The sequence below is a fragment of the Klebsiella sp. Ech2A genome, assembly GCF_030078455.1.
Classification (GTDB): domain Bacteria; phylum Pseudomonadota; class Gammaproteobacteria; order Enterobacterales; family Enterobacteriaceae; genus Klebsiella; species Klebsiella terrigena.
Map to the genome: position 1 here is coordinate 1 of NZ_JAQGFU010000334.1, position 2,769 is coordinate 2,769.

The 2,769-nt window shown below is 66.5% G+C and carries 1 protein-coding gene; it reads right to left on the bottom strand.

What is annotated here, in order from left to right:
- The coding region (locus PFH44_RS26495) for a beta strand repeat-containing protein (protein ID WP_367575713.1) at window positions 1-2,769 on the bottom strand (2,769 nt) is incomplete at both ends.

A 2,769-nucleotide genomic window follows, 5' to 3' on the forward strand; every position in this document is an offset into this window, starting at 1 on the left:
CTTTATGGCGAATACGGTAGTAGTGGGTGGCGGTACCGACGTCGGTGGTCCGCCGCTCGCCCGTTACGTCGTCGTTTTTCACCTCCCGCAGGCCGGCGATCGCCAGGGTACCGCCGGAGATGACCTGGCTTTTATCGTTCAGCAGGCGGTCGCCGGTGAGCGTTATATTGCCGCCAGCGAGGATCTTCGCCGGGTCGGATTCGAGGATCCGCGTCTCTTCCACCGTACGGGTATAGTCGAACTGGTTGAAGCTATCGTTATTGCTGCCGGTGTCGTCCGGGGTATTCAGATTGCGCAGGCCGTCGGCGGAGTTACCGTCGACAAACACGCCGTCGTCCGCGGCGTTCCAGCGGTTGGGGGAGCCGGTGTGCTGATATTCAGTTACCTGTTCCTGAGAAACGGTGACGATCCCGGTAGTGAAGCGATCGTTGATGTTGTTGATCTGCCCGGCGGCGATCGTCATATCTCCGGCGGATTCGATCGTCGCGCTGTGGTTATCGATCGTTCCCGCCCGGCCGATCGCGGCGCCGTTATCCCCCAGCGCGCCGCCAATCAGCAGATCGCCGCCGCTGTAGATCAGCCCATGATCGCGGTTGTTCAGGGTCTGTACCCCGAGGTCGACGCGCTCGCGCCCGGCAAGGGTCGCCGCCGTGCCGTTTTCCGCCAGGTTGTTGAAGGTGACGGCATTGACGCCAATGGCGTTGCCGTAGATGCGCCCGCTGCCGCTGTTGGTGAGGGTTCCGGCGTTAATTCGCGTATAGCCGCCGTCGATCAGCCCGGCGTTGAACAGCGTGTCGCTGACGTTAAGCGTGTTTTGCCCGGCGTTAATTTCGCCGCTGGCGCCGTTGCTCAGGCTGCGGCTGGTGAGGTCGAGTCTGCTGCCCGCCAGCAGCTTACCGCCGTTGGTGATATCCCCCGCGGAGGCGAGCGTGAAGCTGCCGTTGGCCACCATCGTCCCGCTGTTATTCAGCGACCGGCGGCTGCTCAGAGCCATATCGCCGAGCGACAGCAGCTGACCGCCGCCGTCGAGGCTATCCGCGTCGATGCGCAGCATCTCGCCGGCTTTCACGGTGCCGCCCTGGTTCAGCAGCGCCAGCCCGTCGCCGCGAATATCTACCGTCCCGGAGGCCGCCAGCCCGCCGCTGCGGTTGTCGAGCTCGCCGCCGTTGCGCACCGTCAGCGATTTATCGGCCAGGATCATCCCGCTGTGGTTATCGAGCGCCTCGGTGGCGAGCGCGATGTTCTGCGCCTCCAGCCCCTGATTGTCGCCTAGGGTGTTGTGGTTGATAAGCCGGGCGGCGGCGAGCGTGAGCGTCGCGCCGCTGCGCATCAGCCCGGAAATATTGTCCACGATGCCGCGGGCGCTATCGATCAGCAGATCGCTGACGCTCTGGATCTCTCCGCCGCCGTTGTGCAGCTGCTGGCTACGCAGGGTGGCGGCTGCGCTGCTGATGATGCTGCCGCTGCGGTTGCTGATGTCGTCCGCGGCGAGCGTCAGGCTCCCGCCGCTCTGGATCAGGCCGCTGCTATCGTTGACCAGCTGCCCGCCGTTAACGCTCAGCGCCCGCTGCGCCGCCAGCTGGCCGCCCTGGTTGTCCAGCCGGTCGGCGCGGAGCAGGGCGTCTGCGTTGCTGAACAGGATGCCCTGGCGGTTATCGAGGGCGCTGACGCCAACGTCGAGCGCGCCGCCCGCGCCGACGATCCCGCGAGCGTTGTCCAGCGTGCCGCCGCTCAGCGTCATCGCGCCCAGCGCCTTCAGGCTGCCCTCCTGGTTCAGGAAGGTGCTGAAGCTGGCGTTCAGCGCCTGCTCCGCGGCGAACTGACCGGCACGGTTATCAACATCGCCCCCTTTGAAGGTGAGCGTCCCGCCGCTGGCGAGGTAGCCGAACTGGTTATCGAGCGCGCCGCTGTGAATAGCCAGCGCGCCGTGCGAATACAGCGAGCCGGACCGGTTGTTGAAGGTGCCGTCGGCGAGCGCCAGCGTGGCCCCGTCGGCGACGATAACCCCCTGCTGGTTATCCAGCCCGGCGGCGCTGATGGTCTGCGTTTTGGCCGCTTCGATGCGCCCTTTGCCGTTGCTGACCGCCTGCTTGCTGCGGATCTCGCCGCTGCCGGTGGCGGCGGAGATCAGCCCCTTGCTATTGTTGAGATCCCCGGCATTGATCCGGTTATCGCCCGCCGCGGCGAGGGTGCCCCGGCGATTATCCAGCGTCGCCCGGGTCTGCGCCGTCAGGCTGCCGCCCTGCGCCGCCAGCACTTTCCCGCTGCGGTTATCGACGGCGTGCGCCGTGAGCTGAATATCGCCGTTGGCGGCAATTTCACCTTCCTGGTTATCGATATCGCCCGGCAGATTAACCGCCAGAGCGCCGCCGCCGGTCTGCACCAGCTTGCCTTTGTGGTTCGAAAGATGCTGCGCGGAGAGGGTTATCGCGTCGGCGCTGAGCGTGCCGCCGTCGTTGTTGAGCGTTTGGCCGCTGCGCAGGGTCAGATCCCGGGCGCTGACCCCGGCGTTTTGCGTGAGCAGGTGGCCCGCGCCGCTGTCCAGCTCGACCCGCTGGCCCTGGGTCTGGCTGCCGCTGACGTCTACGCCCTGGCCGCTGGCGTGCAGGTTTCCGCCGGCCAGCGTCTGGCCGTGGACGCTCAGCTGGCCGTCGGCGTGCAGCCGCAGGTCGCCGCTCTCCGCCAGTTTGCCGTCATTTTGCACCCCGGCGGCCAGCACGCTGCCGCGGCTGCCGGTGAGGCTGGCTGCCTGAATGTCCAGGTTATGGC